The 18550-nt window shown below is 51.1% G+C and carries 15 protein-coding genes; 6 read left to right on the forward strand and 9 right to left on the reverse strand.

Translation table 11 applies throughout. The features are described 5' to 3' along the window. Nucleotides 1-787: 787 nt before the first annotated feature. Complete coding sequence (locus ACKQAD_RS06865; RefSeq protein WP_409159463.1) at nucleotides 788-2452, forward strand: methyl-accepting chemotaxis protein; 1665 nt, start codon at nucleotides 788-790, stop codon at nucleotides 2450-2452. A 108-nt stretch (nucleotides 2453-2560) separates the two neighbouring features. Here the strand turns inward: ACKQAD_RS06865 and ACKQAD_RS06870 are convergent, their stop codons facing one another. Next, nucleotides 2561-4075: a PepSY-associated TM helix domain-containing protein gene (locus tag ACKQAD_RS06870; RefSeq protein ID WP_409159464.1), complete on the reverse strand. Its 1515-nt coding sequence runs from the start codon at nucleotides 4073-4075 to the stop codon at nucleotides 2561-2563. A gap of 101 nt (nucleotides 4076-4176) precedes the next feature. Beyond that, nucleotides 4177-4629, reverse strand: coding sequence for a DUF2946 domain-containing protein (locus ACKQAD_RS06875; protein ID WP_409159465.1), 453 nt, complete (start codon nucleotides 4627-4629; stop codon nucleotides 4177-4179). Nucleotides 4630-5081: 452 nt separating this feature from the next. Between ACKQAD_RS06875 and ACKQAD_RS06880 the strand changes: the two genes are divergently transcribed. The 3 genes from ACKQAD_RS06880 to ACKQAD_RS06890 all read left to right on the forward strand — a co-directional run bounded on the left by ACKQAD_RS06880 (nucleotide 5082) and on the right by ACKQAD_RS06890 (nucleotide 9436). Next, the gene (locus tag ACKQAD_RS06880; protein WP_409159575.1) at nucleotides 5082-6584 is read left to right on the forward strand and encodes a glucan biosynthesis protein G; all 1503 of its coding nucleotides are present in this window, start codon (nucleotides 5082-5084) and stop codon (nucleotides 6582-6584) included. Further along, nucleotides 6577-9141, forward strand: coding sequence for a glucans biosynthesis glucosyltransferase MdoH (mdoH, locus tag ACKQAD_RS06885; protein WP_409159466.1), 2565 nt, complete (start codon nucleotides 6577-6579; stop codon nucleotides 9139-9141). The genes ACKQAD_RS06880 and mdoH overlap by 8 nt, the downstream gene beginning before the upstream one ends. A gap of 94 nt (nucleotides 9142-9235) precedes the next feature. Then, the gene (locus ACKQAD_RS06890; protein ID WP_409159468.1) at nucleotides 9236-9436 is read left to right on the forward strand and encodes a hypothetical protein; all 201 of its coding nucleotides are present in this window, start codon (nucleotides 9236-9238) and stop codon (nucleotides 9434-9436) included. A 90-nt stretch (nucleotides 9437-9526) separates the two neighbouring features. Here the strand turns inward: ACKQAD_RS06890 and artM are convergent, their stop codons facing one another. From artM to artP, 4 genes are read right to left on the reverse strand one after another with little or no spacing between them, the layout of a single operon-like run. Next, complete coding sequence (gene artM / locus ACKQAD_RS06895) at nucleotides 9527-10195, reverse strand: arginine ABC transporter permease ArtM (RefSeq protein WP_409159469.1); 669 nt, start codon at nucleotides 10193-10195, stop codon at nucleotides 9527-9529. After that, the gene (artQ, locus tag ACKQAD_RS06900) at nucleotides 10195-10911 is read right to left on the reverse strand and encodes an arginine ABC transporter permease ArtQ (RefSeq protein ID WP_409159470.1); all 717 of its coding nucleotides are present in this window, start codon (nucleotides 10909-10911) and stop codon (nucleotides 10195-10197) included. The genes artM and artQ overlap by 1 nt, the downstream gene beginning before the upstream one ends. An 11-nt stretch (nucleotides 10912-10922) precedes the next feature. Beyond that, nucleotides 10923-11654 carry an arginine ABC transporter substrate-binding protein gene (artJ, locus tag ACKQAD_RS06905; RefSeq protein ID WP_409159471.1) on the reverse strand — a complete coding sequence of 244 codons (732 nt, stop codon included), beginning with the start codon at nucleotides 11652-11654 and terminating at the stop codon, nucleotides 10923-10925. A 20-nt stretch (nucleotides 11655-11674) separates the two neighbouring features. After that, nucleotides 11675-12403: an arginine ABC transporter ATP-binding protein ArtP gene (artP, locus tag ACKQAD_RS06910; protein ID WP_409159472.1), complete on the reverse strand. Its 729-nt coding sequence runs from the start codon at nucleotides 12401-12403 to the stop codon at nucleotides 11675-11677. 207 nt (nucleotides 12404-12610) lie between these two features. Between artP and ACKQAD_RS06915 the strand changes: the two genes are divergently transcribed. Together ACKQAD_RS06915 and ACKQAD_RS06920 are read left to right on the forward strand one after the other, a co-directional pair. Then, nucleotides 12611-12934, forward strand: coding sequence for a heavy metal-binding domain-containing protein (locus ACKQAD_RS06915; protein ID WP_409159473.1), 324 nt, complete (start codon nucleotides 12611-12613; stop codon nucleotides 12932-12934). Nucleotides 12935-13117: 183 nt separating this feature from the next. Beyond that, on the forward strand, nucleotides 13118-13945 hold the full coding sequence (locus tag ACKQAD_RS06920) for an N-acetylmuramoyl-L-alanine amidase (RefSeq protein ID WP_409159474.1): 828 nt from the start codon (nucleotides 13118-13120) through the stop codon (nucleotides 13943-13945). On the opposite strand, the gene ACKQAD_RS06925 is transcribed toward ACKQAD_RS06920, so the two are convergent. The 3 genes from ACKQAD_RS06925 to hcp all read right to left on the reverse strand — a co-directional run bounded on the left by ACKQAD_RS06925 (nucleotide 13942) and on the right by hcp (nucleotide 18291). Further along, nucleotides 13942-15378 (reverse strand): DUF2867 domain-containing protein, encoded by a 1437-nt coding sequence (locus ACKQAD_RS06925; RefSeq protein WP_409159475.1) that lies wholly within the window; start codon nucleotides 15376-15378, stop codon nucleotides 13942-13944. The two genes, ACKQAD_RS06920 and ACKQAD_RS06925, sit on opposite strands and share 4 nt — an antisense overlap. Before the next feature lie 156 nt (nucleotides 15379-15534). Then, a complete protein-coding gene (gene hcr, locus ACKQAD_RS06930; RefSeq protein ID WP_409159476.1) occupies nucleotides 15535-16542 on the reverse strand; it encodes an NADH oxidoreductase in 1008 nt (335 codons plus the stop codon). Between the two features lie 96 nt (nucleotides 16543-16638). Then, nucleotides 16639-18291 (reverse strand): hydroxylamine reductase, encoded by a 1653-nt coding sequence (gene hcp / locus ACKQAD_RS06935; RefSeq protein WP_409159477.1) that lies wholly within the window; start codon nucleotides 18289-18291, stop codon nucleotides 16639-16641. Nucleotides 18292-18550 lie beyond the last annotated feature (259 nt).

Genomic DNA, 18550 nt, shown 5'->3' on the forward strand with positions numbered 1-18550 from the left:
GTTGGAGTGAACATATCAAAAACAGGCAATTACACAATTTAAATTACAGTCTCACGGCACACCGTTTGTATCGAACGCGGAAAGCGACCGGAAGCACGCCACTCATCTCATCCTCTCTATTTCTACTTCTCATTCTCGATATAATATAAACAAAAAAAGTATTTATTTAAAAATGTAACAAATTATTTTATTTTCTGGTTTATTGTTACATCCTGGACACCTTATTTATTTCATCTAAAAAATAACTTATCTTATAAATAGGTAGATTATAAATAAATGATCGATTTGGTAGATATTAATGCCATAAGTTAGAAAATATAAAGATTATCTACAAAAGGCCGATACCGACTTTGCGTCAGGAAAATTGGTTCTGCTGTGTATTTGTTCCTTGTCGCTGCTAGTAAACCCTAATTTGAGTGATGGTAATGCTCCTGGGTTTTACGCGATATGGGAATGTAAAACGTCGGGTCATGGTACGGGAAAATGCGGTGAAAGATGGGGTGTAAAGGATGATGTTTTTTCGACTGCCAATATGTGCAGAGGTCTGGTATCGCTTGCTGTATCTAGTTAGACCAATTCTCCCAGCCACCATGAATATGGTTTGAGGAGCATGTCCACCTACATATTGTTTATGTTTCTTACCTGGGCATATGAATGATCTGTCCAGAGATGTGTATTTTTTGTTATGAAAAAGAGTATTGGAGCTATCTGTATTTATTGAATAAATATTGATTTTTTAATTACATGTTTTTTATACAGGTAGAGAAAGTTAATTAAGGAGATGTTAATGAGTTTATCCAACTGGCGTATAGGATATCGATTAGGGGCGGGGTTTTCTTTTCTGGTATTAATGCTTGTGTTCATTGGCAGTGTTGCCATTTTAAAATTAAGTGACTTTCACGAAAAGATGGATGAGATTGTTTCGCAAGATTATCCACTCACCGTCAAGAGTAATAAGTTGATTGATGAGCTGAATGGTTACCTCAATAATCAGCAGCTGTTGCTATTACTTAAATCAGAAAGTGAAATCAACAAACAGTTGGTGCTGAACAAAGAACGTTCAGGGAAAATATCTGAACTCATGGAGTATCTGAAGCAGTCCGTCGATGACGATAAATCTGTTGCGGTACTGCGTGATATTGGCGACATTCGACGCGATTTCCTTAACTCAGCGAACAAACTCTCTTCACTGATCACGGCAGGGAACACGGAAGCCGCTGCCGAAGAATACTTTAACGTCACGCGTGTTACTCAGGCAAAATACACGAGCAAGGTCAACGAATTCATCAGTATACAGGATGATAAGATGTCATCCTCAGCGAAAGCGGTGGGAGAGAGCTATAAAAATGCGCTGATGGTTCTCGCTACTATCGTTATTATTAGTGCGCTGGCTGGATTGATTATTGCCTCATTAATAACCCGCAGCGTAACCCAGCCGTTACAGGAGGCGCTGGGTGTTGCCGAAAATGTCGCGAAGGGAGATCTGACCTCTGAGATTTATACCGAGCGTAAAGATGAAACCGGTCAACTGTTATCCGCCTTGCGCAATATGAACAGCCGCCTACGAGAGATTGTCAGCCAGGTGCGTGATGGTGCAGAAACGATCTCCAGCGCCGCATCGCAAATTGCAGCGGGGAATCAGGACTTGTCTGCCAGAACGGAAGAGCAGGCAAGCTCACTGGAAGAAACAGCGTCATCAATGGAACAGTTGACGTCGACGATTAGAAATACCGCCGATAATACGACGCAGGCGACAGATCTTGCGGCCAACGCGTCTGAAACCGTGAAGAAAAGCGGTGCTATGATGGAAACCGTAACGCAGGAAATGCGCGGCATTCGTGATTCGTCACTGCGTATGGCGGAAATTATCGGTGTGATTGATGGCATTGCATTCCAAACTAACATTCTGGCGCTGAATGCGGCCGTTGAAGCGGCGCGTGCCGGTGAACAGGGCAGGGGATTTGCCGTTGTTGCCAGTGAGGTTCGCGCACTGGCTCAGCGAAGCGCTACGGCGGCAAAAGAAATCAAAGAGCTTATCAATGATTCGTTCAAGAAAGTGCAGGATGGCATGGGGTTGGTAGAAGAAACCGGCGTCACGATGAACTCACTGGTGACGAATGTGCAGGGCGTAACGGGAATTATCAGCGAAATTGCGCAGGCTAGCCGTGAGCAAAGTGATGGCATAAATCAAATCAACCTGGCCGTTGGGCAGATTGATACGACAACCCAACATAACGCGGCGCTGGTTGAAGAATCCGCCGCCGCGGCGCTCTCTTTGCAGGATCAGGCAAATAGTCTTGCGCGCACCGTCAGCGTATTCAATCTCGGTTCATCGTACAAAAGTGCGGCGTTAAATAGAAAAACAGAAACGCCAGCGCTGGCTGCACCTAAAAATAACCGTGCAGAAAAAACCGCTGCCAAAGATGAGTTGGCGGACTGGACGACGTTCTAGCGTCAGCCGTTAACCTGTATTGCTGATTGACCGCCATTATATTGCACAAACGGTGTTACACAATGGCGGTTTTTTTATGGCTATGCAAGGGTGATAGCTGAGGGGATATCAACTTTTGACGATGCCTTGCTTTGGATGGCTATACCACCGAGCCGTGTCAATCAGCAGGAAAATAAGCAGGCTGATCCCCATGACGGGCAAACTCACAGCTAACAGCACCGTAATGAGCCCAATGAGTAGGCGGTAAAAGACAGGAACCACTAACAATGCCGCCATCAGCGTGTTGACCGGATTCGCACCATGACGAGATTTCGGGCGACGTATCCACCACATCCGATAGCCCCACACGATCATCGCACAGAGCCCAAGTCCAAACACTGCGAGGATGAGCTGATTTGGCAAACCGAATAACACACCCATGTGCGCATCCACACCCCAGCGAGTGAGCTTGGCGGCCAGCGGAAAGGTGTTGAAATCGGTTTTGTCCACAATCTCCAGCGTATCCGGATTTACCGACACGGCATCCACCTGCGTTGGCCAGGCGCGGTCGATCTCAGTGACGGTCCAGGCGCGGTGCAGTTGAGTGGCGGGGCGGATTTCGATTTTATTGGCATCGATCCCAACACTACGCGCGGCAGCCAGCACCTCATCAAATAACGCGGGTGAAGAGACGTCGACATTCCCCATCGGCATTGACGCATGGTGTTCCGCGTGCTCATCCATCGCCATATCGTGATCGTGCATTATAGTTTGATGAGACATCGGTGCAGACAACTGGGTTTTCACCGATGGAGTCTGCCATCCTAGCGCGGTACGGGCGACAGAAATGTTGCTTCCTGCCCACTGTGACCAGGTTAACCCCGTCGCGGAGAAAAAGAGCAAACCAAGCACAAGACTTAGCCCCATCGTGGCGTGCCAGTGACGCAGGCGCTGTGTCTTTGCTGCCATCGCCTGGCTATGTTTCAATTTCCGTCGTTTGGCTGCTGACGACAGATGTCGGGTTGACCACCAAATGACGCCGCCGCCCAGTGCCGCAATCCACAGCCAGGATGCTGCCAGTTCGCTGTAATTACGCCCGATATCGCCTAGCAACAACCCGCGGTGCAGATAATCAAGCCAGGTACGAAATGGCAGAATGCCGCTGGTTCCATAAACAATCTCACTGCCGCGGTTTTCCAGCGAAACGGGATCAATAAAAACGGCGCGACTTTCCGATGGCCCCAATTCCGGCAGGGCAAACATAAGGCGAGTGGTTTCTCCAGTGGCAGGCGCAGGACGTATCGCCACTAATTTTGCATCCTGGTGATGACCGAGCACTGCCTGTGCAGCACGGACTTGCTCAGCCAGCGAATGCGGTGTGCCCTGACTTTCGGTGAAAAGCTGGTGTGAATATAGCCGATTTTCAATCTGCGGCGTCAGGACATACAACGTTCCTGTCAGGGCTGCGACGAAAATAAAAGGACCAACAAAAATGCCGATATAGAAATGCAGTCGGATGAACAGGTCTACGATAGCGGCACGTGGCGATACGTTGTCTACCGCGTGTTGATCTGACGCGGTTTCTCCGGCTGGGCGCGTACCGGAGACGGCGGCATTAGCGGATGCCTGATTAGGGTGTGACATAAAACCCTCTGAAATCATTTAGCAAAAAATGATCAAACGCCACACCTGAAAAGGTATAGCGCGATGCGTTATAAATGCACATGAGCATGATGATGCGTGATTCAGAAAGGCGGGGCACGCACCACTGGGGAAGCGTAACGTTCGGGAAGGATAATACGGGAAATAAAATGAATAACCCGCGCTTCAGATAAATACGAGGTCAATAGGGGACAGGGAGAACCTGTGGCGAATAGCGCTGGCGTATACGAAAAGAGCACGCAGTAACCACAAGCGGCATGATCCATCATCATGGACGACGATGAGGGAGAATGGTGTGATGGCGTAGCGTGGTGCCCGGTATGCGGTTGTTCCGCTATATTGCCGCTGTGGCTGGCGGGAGCTGTTGCACTCTTGTCAGGGTGCCCATCTTCATGATGACCCTGTTCATGAAAACGATGGTCATGCTCGTGAAGCACGAGTGTTTGTGAAATCACTGGTGCAACGAAGATGGTCAAAATAGCGAAGATGCCGCCCCAGGCTGGGAAACTTCGCCGTCGTAGCGCGGACAAAAGCATAGCAGTCTTAATTCAATAATACCGGGTTCAGTCAGTGAGTGTACTTTACTTGCCCCTGCATTGTTACACAAATGTTTATACCGATAGACTTCAGGCAATATGTGAAACGATACCGATATTCGTTCCTGTGTTGAACGATGGCAGGCCAGAAAATTGCACGGGCGTACACGAGCGTAAACGGAATAATCCTACGCACGCACTGGTCGATATTCGCTATAGTCCGTGGGTGTTTTCCACTTTTACAACCCGGTTTATCATGCTTTAGCGTCCTCGTTGTTTAAACGCTGACCTATTATGATGAACAATATCTTTATCAAGTTGTCGGAAAGCTAACTTATCCATTAATATGGATTTTAGTTGATTGAAGCACACGAACAGGGGGAGCTGTGCTGGATAATAAATTTGGGTTTAAACAGCGGGTTGCCAGCCTTCGCTGGCTGTCCGCCGCCGTTATGCTGTCTGTAAGCGCGATGCCAGCGTGGGCATTCTCTATTGACGATGTGGCACAGCAGGCTGAAAAGCTGGCTGGAAAAGGTTTTGAAGCGCCGAAAAGTAATCTTCCTGCGCAATTCCGTGATATGAAATTTGCGGACTATCAGCAAATTCGTTTCAATAACGATAAGTCATACTGGAATAATGTACAGACCCCATTCAAACTCCAGTTTTACCATCAGGGGATGTATTTCGATACCCCGGTGAAAATAAATGAAGTTACGGCAACAACGGTTGATGAAATTAAATACTCGCCTGAGTATTTTGATTTTGGTTCCGTCAACCACGATCCTGAAACGGTTAAAAATCTCGGCTTTGCCGGTTTTAAAGTTCTCTATCCAGTCAATAAAGCAGATAAGAACGATGAAATCGTCAGTATGCTGGGTGCTAGTTATTTCCGCGTGGTAGGCAAAGGTCAGATTTATGGTTTGTCTGCTCGTGGTTTGGCTATCGATACCGCTTTACCTTCCGGTGAAGAATTCCCTCGCTTCCGTGAGTTCTGGATTGAACGTCCAAAACCGAATGATAAACATCTGGTGATTTATGCGCTGCTGGATTCTCAGCGTGCGACGGGGGCTTACCGTTTTACCGTCTATCCCGGTCGTGACAGTGTCGTAGATGTCCAGGCTAAAGTGTTCATGCGTGACAAAGTGGGCAAACTGGGTATCGCTCCGCTGACCAGTATGTATCTGTTTGGGCCAAACCAGCCGTCACTGACGCTGAACTACCGTCCGGCGCTGAACGACTCTAACGGTCTGTCAATTCATGCTGGCAATGGTGAATGGATCTGGCGTCCGCTGAATAATCCGAAACACCTGTCCGTGAGTACCTATTCGGTAGAAAACCCGAAAGGATTTGGTCTGCTGCAACGCGGTCGCGATTTCGCTGCTTATGAAGATCTTGATGATCGTTACGATCTACGTCCAAGCGGCTGGGTTGAGCCGAAAGGCGAGTGGGGCAAAGGAAAAGTCGAGCTGGTTGAAATCCCTACTGCGGATGAAACCAACGACAACATCGTTGCCTTCTGGACGCCTGATGTATTGCCTGAAACGGGCAAACCGTTGGATATTAAATATCGTCTGCACTTTACGCGCGACGAAGATCAACTGCATTCCCCGAACATTGCCTATGTTCAACAAACTCGCCGCTCTGCCGGCGATGTTAAACAATCTAACCTGATCCGCCAGCCCGACGGTACGATCGCGTATATTGTCGATTTTGTTGGACCGAATTTAAAAGAGCTGGATGAGAGTACTCCGGTAGCTTCTCAGGTCAGTATTGGCGACAACGGCGAGATTGTAGAAAATAATGTTCGCTATAACCCGGTTACTCATGGCTGGCGTCTGACGCTGCGTTTGCGTGTGAAAGATGTGAAACAGCCGACTGAAATGAGAGCTGCGTTGGTTAATGGCGAGACGACATTGACTGAAACCTGGAGCAATCAGCTGCCTGCTAATGAATAAGTCAACTTCTTCTCTCAATTATATTGAGAAACTTCCTCTGCCTGCCGAGCAGGCAGAGGTTCTTCGCGAAAAATTACCGCAAGCGGCCTGGAACGATCAGGCCGTTTTGCATCAGGTCTTATCTGAAAATAGCCAGCCTGAAGGTCATCAGGTTAATGTTCAGGCTGAAGACGATGCTGCGCTACATTCTGTGCAGGTACGTCTTGAAATGGCTTGGGCAGATGGTCTGGATAATGGTAAGCAACTCGGCACTGACAGAGAAGGACGGACGGCATTAAAAGCAATGCCCGTCGTTACCCGCGCTTCTATGTTCCCTGACGTCTGGCGGACGAATCCATTGGTTCGGTGGTGGGAAAGCCTGCTTGGACGTGCCGTACCACCTCGGCATCATTACAGCCCGGAAGAGAGAATTTCCGAGAACCGCTGGCGTCTGGTTGGCACAATCCGTCGCTATATTCTACTGGTGTTAACGTTGTTCCAGACGGCGATCGCAACCTGGTACATGAAAACCATCCTGCCTTATCAGGGATGGGCGCTCATCGATCCGTTTGAAATGGCGGGTCAACCGTGGACGCGCTCGCTGATGCAGTTGCTTCCTTATGTGCTGCAAAGCGGCATACTTGTCCTGTTTGCGGTGCTGTTCTGCTGGGTGTCGGCTGGGTTTTGGACCGCACTGATGGGGTTCCTGCAACTGCTGATTGGTCGAGATAAATACAGTATCTCTTCCACGACAGTGGGGGACGAAGCGCTGAATCCTGAGCATCGCACAGCGCTAATCATGCCGATTTGTAATGAAGACGTAGAACGTGTGTTTGCGGGATTACGTGCGACGTATGAATCGGTTGAAGCGACGGGCAATCTTGAGCATTTTGATATCTACGTCCTGAGTGACAGTAACGATCCCGATATCTGTGTGGCAGAGCAAAAAGCCTGGATGGAACTGTGCCGTGATGTGGGGGGAACAGGGCGTATTTTCTATCGTCGCCGTCGTCGTCGCGTCAAACGTAAGAGCGGCAATATCGATGACTTCTGTCGCCGTTGGGGCAACCAGTATAGCTACATGGTGATTCTGGATGCTGATAGCGTCATGAGTGGCGAATGTTTGACGTCTCTGGTCCGACTGATGGAAGCCAACCCGAACGCCGGTATTATCCAATCCTCACCGAAAGCGTCAGGTATGGATACGCTGTATGCGCGCTGCCAACAGTTTGCAACGCGTGTTTACGGCCCACTGTTTACCGCTGGCCTGCATTTCTGGCAACTGGGAGAATCGCATTACTGGGGGCATAACGCGATTATCCGCGTTAAACCGTTCATCGAGCACTGTGCTTTAGCACCGCTGCCGGGGGAAGGGTCGTTCGCTGGTGCCATTCTTTCTCACGACTTCGTTGAAGCCGCGCTGATGCGTCGTGCCGGGTGGGGCGTGTGGATTGCCTATGACCTGCCGGGAAGTTATGAAGAGTTGCCGCCTAACTTGCTGGATGAGTTGAAACGTGACCGCCGCTGGTGCCATGGTAACCTGATGAACTTTCGGTTGTTCCTGGTTAAAGGTATGCATCCGGTTCACCGTGCCGTTTTCCTTACTGGCGTGATGTCGTATCTGTCGGCACCGCTGTGGTTTATGTTCCTGATGCTCTCTACGGCGTTGCAGGTTGTACATACCCTCATGGAACCTCAGTACTTCTTGCAGCCCCGTCAGCTATTCCCCGTCTGGCCACAGTGGCGGCCGGAACTGGCTATCGCATTGTTCTCGACGACATTGGTCTTGCTGTTCTTGCCAAAACTGTTGAGCGTAATTCTGGTGTGTGCGAAAGGTGCAAAAGAATACGGCGGTGCTTTCCGGGTATTTATTTCGCTGTTGCTGGAAATGCTGTTCTCGGTTCTGCTGGCGCCGGTTCGTATGCTGTTTCACACGGTGTTTGTTGTCAGTGCGTTTCTCGGCTGGTCGGTACAGTGGAATTCTCCACAGCGTGACGACGATGCAACTCCGTGGAGCGAGGCGTTTGTGCGCCACGGTTCCCAGTTGATTCTGGGGCTGGTCTGGGCGATTGGTATGGCATGGTTGGATCTGCGCTTCCTGTGGTGGCTGGCTCCGATAGTCTTCTCGTTGATTTTGTCGCCGTTTGTTTCGGTTTATTCAAGCCGCGCGTCATTGGGGCTGAGCTGTAAACGTGCCAAGCTGTTGATGATTCCAGAAGAGTTCAATCCGCCGCGTGAACTGGTCGCTACGGATGAATATTGCCGACTGAACCATCAGCGTAGGCTTGATAGTGGATTTATGCAGGCTGTCTTTGATCCGTCAATTAATGCCCTTGCCAGTGCAATGGCGACGGCGCGCCACCGTTTCAGTCGGGCGATTGAAGACGTGCGTGAGAAGAATGTGCGTGATGCTTTGAGCCGTAAGCCGGAAGAGGTGAACAATAACCAACGTTTGGCACTGCTTAGCGATCCCGTTACGATATCGCGCTTACACTACCATGTGTGGCAAAAACCAGAAACGTATGCTGCATGGGTTGAGTCTTACCAGAAACTTCCTTCCCCTCATATCAAAAGCTAACTTCACGTTGGCATGAAAGATAAAGCAACGGCATTAATGCCGTTGCTCAGACTTTGACCTAATAAGGTCAGTGGCCAAAAACGGACTGACCGTTATGCTTAGAGAACCCGCCCTACAGCAGAAAGGGTTATCCTTGAAGAACTGGTCCCTGAAGACCATCTGGTGTGTAAAATCGATACCGCTGTTACTTGAAGGCAGCCAGATAAGGCGCAATAAGAAAGCGGATGATGACTCTAAACGCGGTTATGGGCTTGAAGGCAAAAATATCGCGATCGCGACCTCTGGTCGCTTATAAAACAGAACCCCACGGAAAATAAGGGGTGTCAGCAGTCTGAAGCAGACTAACAAAGCCTCCTTTTAGGTGAATCAGTACGATGTGACAGGATCAGTTACGACGTTCGAATACCAGCGAACGGCGCTCAACCCAGCGCATCAACAATGTCAGTAACCCATTGATGCACAGATAGATAATCCCGGCTGCGCCAAATACCATCACATCATATGTCCGACCGTACACCAGTTGGCTATAGCCCATAACTTCCATCAGCGTAATGGTGTAAGCCAGCGATGTACTCTTAAACACCAGCACCACTTCATTTGAATAAGAAGACAGCGCGCGCTTAAACGCGAATGGCAGTAGAATACGTAATGTCTGCTTCTGGTTCATTCCCAGCGCCGCACAGGATTGCCACTGTCCGGTAGGAATCGCTTTTACCGCGCCATAGAACAACTGCGTGGTATAGGCTGCGCTATTGAGCGCCAAGGCAACCATTGCACACAACCACGGCTGTGACAGCAGGTTCCACAGCCACGGAATTTGCTGGATAGCGGTAAATTGCCCTGGACCGTAATAAATCAGGAAGATTTGCACCAGCAGCGGCGTGCCAGTAAACAGCGTAATGTAGCCTTTCGCCAACATCGACACGACAGGGAGCTTGAGCGTCAGCACGACGGTCAGCAACAGTGATAACACCAGCGCCACGACGATGGAGACGGCCGTTAAGGTCAGGCTGGTATGCAGGCCTTTTAATAGCTCAGGTAAATAAGCGAGCATCAGGAAGGTCTCCGCTCAAAACGCGTAGTGCGCAGTTCAATGCGTTTCAGCACATACTGACTTAACAGCGTGATAATCAAGTAAATTGCCGCGGCAACAACGTACCAGGTAAAAGGCTCCTGCGTTCGTGTCGCAATACTTTTGGTTTGCAGCATCAAATCGTTAACGCTGATGAGCGAGACCAGTGCGGTATCTTTCAACAAGACCAGCCATTGATTACCTAATCCCGGCAGGGCGTGACGCCACATCTGCGGCATGATCAGACGGAAAAAAATCGCCGATTTACTGAGCCCGAGCGCCTGACCCGATTCCCATTGCCCTTGCGGCACGGCTTTCAGCGCGCCGCGTAGCGTTTGTGACGCGTAAGCGGCATACAATAGCGCCAGCGCAATCACACCACACAGGAAGGGGCTGATCTCAAACATGCCGATATCCAGTTTTACCGGAATCTGCACAATAAAGAGATTCAGGGTAAAACCATCCGCCAGCAGCATCAGCAGTTGGGACGATCCAAAATAGATAAATAGCACGACCAGGATTTCTGGCAGGCCGCGCAGCAGCGTGACAACAGCCGTTCCCATCCAGCCAACGGCCTTCCAGCGAACCGTTTCCCAAACGGCAAACAGCATCGCCAGCACGAGACCGAGCACCAGTGCACAAACGGCAAGGCCCACGGTCATCCCGGCGGCGCTTGCAAGAGGTTGAAATTCAATCATTGAGCGTCAGATTACTGCTGGAACCATTTTTTGTAGATGGTCTCGTAAGTGCCATCCTGCTTGATTTTGTTGAGCGCATCGTCGAATTTTTTCAGCAGATCATCGTTGTTCTGACGCACGGCGATGCCTAGACCGATACCGAAGTAACCTTTATCCGTCACCTTCTGGCCCACGGTACTCAATGTATCGTTTTGTTTCAGCCATTCGTTAACGACGGCGGTATCACCGAATACGGCATCCAGACGACCATTTTTCAAGTCCAGCACGGCATTCTGGTAGCTGTCGTAAGGCACGGTTTTGATATCGCTATGCTTTTCCATCAGGTATTTCTGATGGGTGGTACCATTCTGTACGCCAACGCGTTTGCCCATCAGTGCGGTGATATCGGCAACTTTCCCTTTCTGGGCAATAAACTGCGCGGAGTTGTCATAGTAAGGCTGGGTGAATGACACCTGCTGCTGACGCTCTGGGGTAATATCCATTCCCGCGATGACGGCTTCGAAACGACGGAATTTCAACCCGGGGATCAGGCTATCGAACGCCTGATTGTTGAACGTGCAGTTGGCCTGCATTTCTTTGCACAGTGCATTGGCCAGATCGATATCAAAACCCTGGATTTGGTTATTGGCATCGACAAATTCAAACGGAGGGTAGGAGGCTTCGGTCGCGAAACGGATGGTATCCGCGGCGTTAGCAGAGGCGGCGCCCACTGCGAATAAGGCTGCAACAATCAATTTTTTCATTATCATTTTCCTGATAGTAATCAATGTGACAAATAACCAGCGAATTCAGGCGTCTGCGGCTGGGTAAAGTGCGTCGCATCCCCCTGTTCAACGATGCGGCCGTTTTCCATATACACTACCCGGCTGGCCGTTTTACGAGCAAATTCAACTTCGTGGGTCACAATCACCTGCGTGATGCCGGTTTGCGCCAATTCACGGATGATGTTGACGACCTGAGCGGTAATTTCTGGGTCGAGTGCGGCAGTGGGTTCATCAAATAACAGCACCTGAGGTTCCATCATCAGCGCACGCGCAATCGCAACGCGCTGCTGTTGTCCGCCGGAAAGATGAAGGGGAAAGCGATCGGCAAAGTCATTGAGACGCAGACGCGTTAGCAGTTTGTTGGCCCGCGCTTTAGCTTCTTCTTTACTCAGTCCCAGCACGCGGCAGGGCGCTTCAATCAGGTTCTGCGCCACGGTCAGATGCGGCCATAAATTGTATTGCTGGAACACCATCCCGACATTCTGACGCAACTCACGGATCGCGCTGTCGGATGGCGTGCGCTGAAAATCAAACTGATTACCGGCGATGGAAAGCTTGCCAGAGCGTGGCATTTCCAACAGATTAAGAACGCGTATCAGCGAGCTTTTTCCCGCACCGCTGGGGCCAAGAAGCACCAGCGTTTCACCCACTGGGCAATCAAGAGTGATATCAAATAGCGCCTGGTATGTGCCGTAGAAACAGTTAATGCCGTTTAGTTGAATACTCATGCGTAAGAATTGAATAGACATTGATGCGGCGAATGTTAACGTTGGCTAAATAGTTATGCAATCACCGTGGGTTAAAATTTGCCAATAAGCGATTTGTTGGTTAAATAATAGCACAAAGTAGCGACTTACGGCGTGCTCGCCTGCTTTCTCAGCGCAGATACCTGTAGGGCTGTACATTGACAGTCAACCGCAATGAAAGGAGATAACATGCAATTATCCACTACGCCTACTTTGGAAGGCTTCACTATTACTGAATATTGTGGCGTCGTGACTGGTGAGGCCATTCTGGGGGCGAATATCTTCCGTGACTTTTTTGCCAGTATTCGTGATGTCGTCGGCGGCCGCTCCGGCGCTTACGAAAAAGAGTTGCGTAAGGCACGGCAGATTGCCTTCAAGGAGTTACAGGAGCAAGCCGAAGAGTTAGGGGCAAATGCCGTGGTAGGCATCGATCTTGACTATGAAACCGTCGGGAAGGATGGCAGTATGCTGATGGTCACCGTCAGCGGTACTGCGGTAAAAGTTCGTCGCTAGTGGCCTATACTCGTTATACTTCAAGTTGCATGTGCGGTGGCTACGTTCTGTCACCCGAATCACTTACTTGAGTAAGCTCATCGGGGCTCCTTCTCCTACCGCCTGCCTGAAACTTGAATGATTTAGAGTATATAGCAAGTTGGCAAAGAGACGGTGTGGAAAAGCGTATAGAGTGGAATAACGATGTTGAAATGGATGGTCTGCATAGCGTTGGGGCTGTTGGTGGGTTGCCAATCGGCTTCCTCGTTACAGGAACAGAATAATTATGTGCTGGAGACCGCATTGCAGTCGCGGGCACAGGAATCCCGTATCCGCTTTCTGGTGATTCATTACACGGCGGAAGATTTTGCCACCTCGCTGAATATTCTGACGGATGAGCACGTCAGTGCGCATTATCTCATTCCAGCACATCCGCCTTTGCAACGAGGCAAGCCGCTTGCCTGGCAACTGGTGCCTGAGTCTCAGGCAGCCTGGCATGCCGGAGCCAGTAGCTGGCGCGGATTTAGTCGGTTGAATAATTCCTCGATTGGTATTGAGATCGAAAACGCGGGCTATCAGCGTACGCTAACGGGCTATACGTGGGAGCCGTTCACTGCCTCGCAGATTCAGCTTGTGACGGCACTTGCACGTGATATTGTCGCTCGCTACCAGATTGCCCCGCAGAATGTCGTTGCACACAGCGATATCGCCCCACAGCGGAAACAAGATCCCGGACCGCTATTCCCCTGGCAGGCGCTGGCACAGGCGGGAGTGGGTGCCTGGCCAGATGCACATCGAGTGGCGTTCTATTTGAACGGCCGACTGCCGATGCAATCGGTGGATGAAACCGTTCTGTTGGAAAAGCTGGCGCGCTATGGCTATTCGGTACAGGACACCATGACAGCGCGTGAGAAGCGGAAGGTGATTGCCGCTTTTCAGATGCATTTCCGCCCTGAGAACTATCAAGGTCATCCAGATGCGCAGAGTGAAGCGATTGTTGACGCGCTGCTGGAGAAATACGGCAGCCGCTAAATCGCTTCCCTCTCTGCCAGTTTCGCAATCCGCGCCGCCATGCCACGGAAGATGAACAGATGAGCGGGCATCATCAAAAACCAGTAAACCAGCCCGTTGAATCCGGAAGGGTGCCAGCGGGCGCGGACATCCACCGTTCGATAGGCACCTTTGTCCGTGATGGTGAACGTGAGTTTGCCCAGTCCTGGTGCTTTCATACCAAATAGCAATACCAACTGACGCTGTGGCTTGATCGAGATAACCTTCCAGCCGTCAATCTTGTCGCCCACTTCCAGCGTCGGGCGCTCGGGGCGTCCATATGTGACGCCGTTGCCGCAAAGATCGTCCAGTCGGGCGCGAATGTTCCACAACGTATTCGCATAAAAATAGCCTTCCTTGCCACCGACCTGCTGGATGACCTGCCAGAGCGCCTGACTGGAGGCGGTCGTGTCTATCGAATGGCCCGCCTGTTTAGGATAAAAGCCGTAATTCGGTTTCCAGCGTGCGCGAACCTCAGTGTCATCACCCCAATCGGCCTGCTGCACGCTTTCCATTTCGCTTTGTAGCGTGAGGCGCACGGCGTCATCAAAGCTAATCAACGTTTGTGGAATCAAGGCCTGGAGTTCGCGGCCATCGGCCTGTAAGTCATGTTTTAGCCCCTGAATCAGGGCGCGGGCGATGGAGGGGGGAACCGAGGTCACCAGATGCAAGAACCAGACGGATACCAGATGTGTCGGCATCGGAACGGGGATCAGCACTCTGCGCTTGCCGCTGATCTGAATGAAACGCTCGAACATTGTCTGGTAACTGATGTATTCAGGACCGGCGGCGTCCATGATGCGGTTTTCTGGCGCGGGGTGCTGCGCGATATCGATCAGATAAACCAGCAGATTTTCCAGCGCAATGGGCGATGATTTAGAACGTACCCAGCGCGGCGGTGTCAGCACCGGCAGGTTATAGATCATATCACGCATGATTTCGAATGCCGCCGAACCTGCGCCGATAATAATTCCCGCACGCAGCTCCGTGACGGGAATACCGCTGCTGCGCAGGATATCACCGGTCATCTGGCGCGCCTGCATATGCGGTGAGGTGTCATCCTTCGCCTGAAGCGACCCCAGATAGATAATCTGTTTTACGCGGCTGGAGGCCAGTGCCAGCAACAGATTCATGGCCGCCATCCGCTCCCTTGCCACGAAGTCCGCGCCGTCGCCCATGCTGTGCACCAGATAATAGAGTATTTCCGCGCCCCACAGGTCATCAGGTAGGCTTTCTGGTTTCGCGAGGTCAACCTGTTGGCAGTCAACGCCCGGCCAATTTCGTGAGGCGAGGGATGCGGTATGACGACCGGCTGCGATGACTCGGTTGCCCTGTTTGCTCAATCGTTCGGTTAAATGGCGGCCAATGTAGCCAGTTGCGCCCAGAATCAGGATCGGGGCAGAGGGGGATGTCATGCGGCAACGGCTCCACAGCAAAAGATAACCATGGCTTACTATATCCTAAATAATTCGTGGTGGGAAAACGGCAAAAAGTCTGTGATAACAAGGTGTCATTTGCAATCCCCCCCTGAGCCTGCGCGATCAGGCTCAGGGGGAGCAAACGAAGGAAAATCAGGCTAAAACCGTGTCGCCCTGTAGCTGGCAGCTACAGGCTAAAACGTAGCCTTGCTCGATCTCGGCAGGTGTCAGGGTCATCGTACTGGTCGTGGTGTAATCACCGGAGAGCACACGGGTTTTACAGCTCCCGCACACGCCCGCACGGCAGGCGGCAAGAACCGGTACCCTATTGGCTTCCAGTGCGGCCAACAGGCTGATGCCCACCGGGACGCGCAGGTTTTTCAGCGGACGACTGATGGTGAGCGTAAGCCGATCGGCGTCTTCATCCGGCACCTCATCCGTTGGTCGGAACTGCTCTTTGAAGATGCGGGATGGGGCAACGCCAAGCTGCTGACTCAGGGTTTCAATCTGTTTCATGTATGGGGCGGGGCCACAGGTCATCACGGTACGATTCGTGATGTCCGGCACGCGTTCGACGAGCAAATCTTGGCTGATACGTCCGGCGAGAAAACCGGGCGTGGCGTCAAACTCTGCCATCAGCGTCAGATGCAGTTGCTGTGGATAACGCTGTACCAGATCGCGCCATTCGTTGGCGAAGATCACCTGCTGGGGATTACGCATGTTGAAAATGACGTAAATATCGGTTTGTGGCTTGTTTGCCAGCAGCCAACGACACATCGACATAATTGGCGTGACACCGCAGCCTGCCGCCACCATCAGGTAGCGATCGCTGACTGCATTGGCACAGGTAAATTCGCCTTGCGCATCGGACAACCACAGATAATCACCGACTTTCAGCGTTTGGGTCAGCCAGCGGGAACCGATACCGCCGTCCAGCCTTCTTACTGTGAGGGTAATAAAGCGGCTAAGTCCCGGTGAAGACGAGATCGTATAAGCACGTAGCGTCTCCGCGCTGTTAGCAATGCTGACTAACGCATACTGACCCGGCTGATACGGATAAAAATCATGATTAACCAGTGAGATTGTCCAGACATCAGGCGTTTCCTGGGTAATCGAATGCACTTGCATGCGGTTAGAACAAAGCGGTGTCGGCATTGTCATTGTTACTCTCCAAAAGAAACGGATTTGCGGCGCATCCGGAAGTGCGCCGCCGGGACGTCATGTTATGACCGTCGATACGTCGTCCGTCTTAATACATCACGCAGCCAGAATGGTGTTCATATCCTGTTCAACGGTAGTGATTGCCCGCATACCAAATTTCTCATTCAGAATGGCAAGCAGGTTGTCCGTCAGGAATCCCGGTGAGGTTGGCCCGGTGTAGATGTTCTTCACGCCAAGGGACAGCAGGGTGAGCAGGATGACGATCGCTTTCTGTTCAAACCAGGACAGCACCAGACTCAGCGGCAGGTCGTTCACGCCACAGCCCAGTTTTTCTGCCAACTTCACTGCCAGAATAATGGCGGAGTAGGCGTCGTTACACTGACCGACATCCAGCAGACGTGGCAGACCTTCCAATGTACCGAAGTCCAGTTTGTTGAAACGGTACTTCCCGCAGGCCAGCGTCATGATCAGGCAGTCTTGTGGAACGTTTAGCGTGAAATCAGTGAAGTAGCTACGTTCCTCACGGCTGCCGTCACAGCCACCAACCAGAAAGACATGGCGCAATTTTTTCTGTGCAACCAAATCGATCACGGTATCAGCCGCGCTCAGCAGGGTTTCACGACCAAAGCCAACGGTGATTATGTGCTCGATCTCACTGTATGGGAAACCTGCCAGACGCTGTGCCTGTTCGATGACCGGGCTGAAATCGTCGCCTTCCAGATGGTTCACGCCCGGCCAGCCAACGATACTGCGCGTCCAGATACGGTCACCATAGTTACCGACATTTGGATCGATAATGCAGTTAGAGGTCATGACGATCGCGCCTGGGAACTTGGCGAATTCGGTCTGCTGATTCTGCCAGCCGCTGCCGTAGTTGCCCGCCAGATGTTTGAATTTTTTCAACTCAGGGTAACCATGTGCAGGCAGCATCTCACCATGGGTATAAATATTGACGCCCGTACCTTTGGTTTGCTCCAACAGCATGCGCAGGTCTTTCAGGTCATGGCCGGAAATCAGAATGGCTTTACCCGCAATCGGACGGACGTTAACGGCGGTTGGCTGTGGGTTACCGTAAGCGTCGGTTTCGCCACGGTCGAGGATCGCCATGACGTTGAAGTTCATTTTACCGATGCCCATCGCGTTGTTCAGCAGGGTATCAACATCGGATGGTTGTGTGCCCAGCCATGCCATGAACGCATGATATTCGGCATAGATCGCCTCGTCATACTGACCAAGAACGTGGGCGTGCTCCATATAAGCCGCTGCGCCTTTCAGACCATAAAGGTTGAGCATACGCAAGCCGTGAACATCATCGCCGACGAGAGCTTTATCGCTGTCCAGCGCAAAATCCACCGCCTGTTGCAGTAACGTCGTAATATCGTTACCGGCCAGTTGCAGGGCTGCCATTGGGTGATCCACGGTCGCGGTGGCATCGTGCAGACGGCAGCGAACAGCCAGAGACTCACGCAGTGTAATGGCCTCCTGTGCGTAGCCAATAATGCGTTGGGAATCGAAGTTAACGTTGGTCAACGTCGAGAAGAAGGCGCGTGGCGCAAAGTTGTCGATATCATGATCGATGATACCCAGCTCGCGCGCTTTCAGCGCCCAGGCAGAAAGCCCTTGCAGCACAGCAACCAGCAGGTCTTGCAGATCGGAGGTTTCTGCGGTTTTGCCGCACATGCCCTGCGCGTAAGAGCAGCCGTTTCCAACAGGGGTACGAATTGTTTGTTCACATTGCACACAAAACATAATGATTTCCTTTTTAAGTTGCATTTAAAATGCTTGTTTTGAGCATAGTGTCAGCCAAGGCAGGTAAAAAGGCTTTTTTAATGCAACTTTAGGTAAGTTTGATTTAGCGCAATTTTGATGATAGGCAATGAAAATCATTCTCAATCACTGAGGAGCGGCACAGGATAAAATGCGCCTAATGAGTAAAATAGAACCTCCTGACGGAATGAATAACGTGCGAGGTAGCCAGATGATCTACACTACACGCGATAACAGCAGA

Source organism: Pectobacterium artocarpous (genome assembly GCF_046159765.1).
Classification (GTDB): Bacteria; Pseudomonadota; Gammaproteobacteria; order Enterobacterales; family Enterobacteriaceae; genus Pectobacterium.